The sequence below is a fragment of the Vibrio sp. 10N.286.48.C11 genome (genome assembly GCF_041469805.1).
GTDB lineage: Bacteria > Pseudomonadota > Gammaproteobacteria > Enterobacterales > Vibrionaceae > Vibrio > Vibrio crassostreae_C.
Map to the genome: position 1 here is coordinate 1 of NZ_JBFRLK010000163.1, position 1,137 is coordinate 1,137.

Annotated in this window: 1 protein-coding gene; it reads left to right on the forward strand. The window is 36.8% G+C overall.

Annotated features, from left to right (window positions below; all coding sequences use genetic code 11):
* The first annotated feature begins 83 nt into the window (after positions 1-83).
* A complete protein-coding gene (locus tag AB4209_RS22375) occupies positions 84-1,052 on the forward strand; it encodes a diguanylate cyclase (RefSeq protein WP_372057440.1) in 969 nt (322 codons plus the stop codon).
* Positions 1,053-1,137 lie beyond the last annotated feature (85 nt).

The following is a 1,137-nucleotide window of genomic DNA, read 5'->3' on the forward strand; positions in this document are numbered from 1 at the left end:
TGGCCAAGTCAGCTATCTTTCATATTGACGGACAATTTAACGCTGACATTTTGTGAGCCCCCGAAAAATAAGAGAGCAGATATATGCAAAGTAATTTCCTCAGTCACTTCATGTCCTTATTATCTATTACTAGCGATTACATCTACTTTAAGGATATGAATTATAGGTTCATATTGTGCAGTCAGAACTTTGCAGAGCTTGTCGGGAAAAACTCATGGAGGGAACTTCACGATAAAGATGACTTTGATCTGTTTCCTCATGAACATGCATTAATGTATCGTAAGGAAGATGAGAAAATAATCGAAGGTCGAATACAGAAAACAACCTCAATCGAACCTTATACAGATAATGAGGGAAATGAGGGCTGGGTATCTACCTGTAAATGGCCTCTTTACAAAGATGGAGGAAGTGAGTTGATAGGAATGTTCGGTATTAGTCGTGATATTACTGAGCAAGTAAAGCTTCAAAAACTTCTTGACCTTAAGGAAAAAGAATTAGTTGAGGCAAATATAAAATTAAAGGAGCTTAGCGAGATTGATCCTTTGACAGGGCTATATAATCGTCGTATTTATTCAGCATATTTAAAAAAAATTTCAGCCTTAGCAAGGCGATCTGGTGAGCCCTTGTCACTTCTGATTATAGATATTGATAATTTCAAAAACTACAATGATAATTATGGTCATGCTGCGGGGGATACAACGCTAAAGATAATTTCTAGCCAATTAAGAAAAAATGTGTATAGAGATTCCGATCTACTAGTAAGGTATGGTGGAGAAGAGTTTGTGGCTGTATTGCCCAATACTAACCTCCGTGATGCAAAACATGTCGCAGAAAGAATAAGAAAAAATATACAAGCTGAAGCAATGACTCATGAATACTCTACCGATGCAGGTGTTGTCACGGTAAGTATTGGCATTTCTACTATCAAAGGAAAAGTTATTGATACCGATAACTTGTTTTTACAAGCTGACAATTCCCTTTATAAGGCTAAAACATCGGGAAGGAATAGGTGTGAAGCCTTTTGTTGTGGATTAGCAAATTTGGTTAGATAGTTAGAGTTCTAGGCATGAAAAAAAGTAAGTCAAATGATGCTTTAGTGAAGAGTTTGTTCAATCGGTCGAAACACACAATGGGGCA

What these genes read in the sequence shown, in the direction of transcription:
- AB4209_RS22375 (WP_372057440.1), top strand. Translation starts at nt 84, where the DNA reads ATGCAAAGTAATTTCCTCAGTCACTTCATGTCCTTATTATCTATTACT.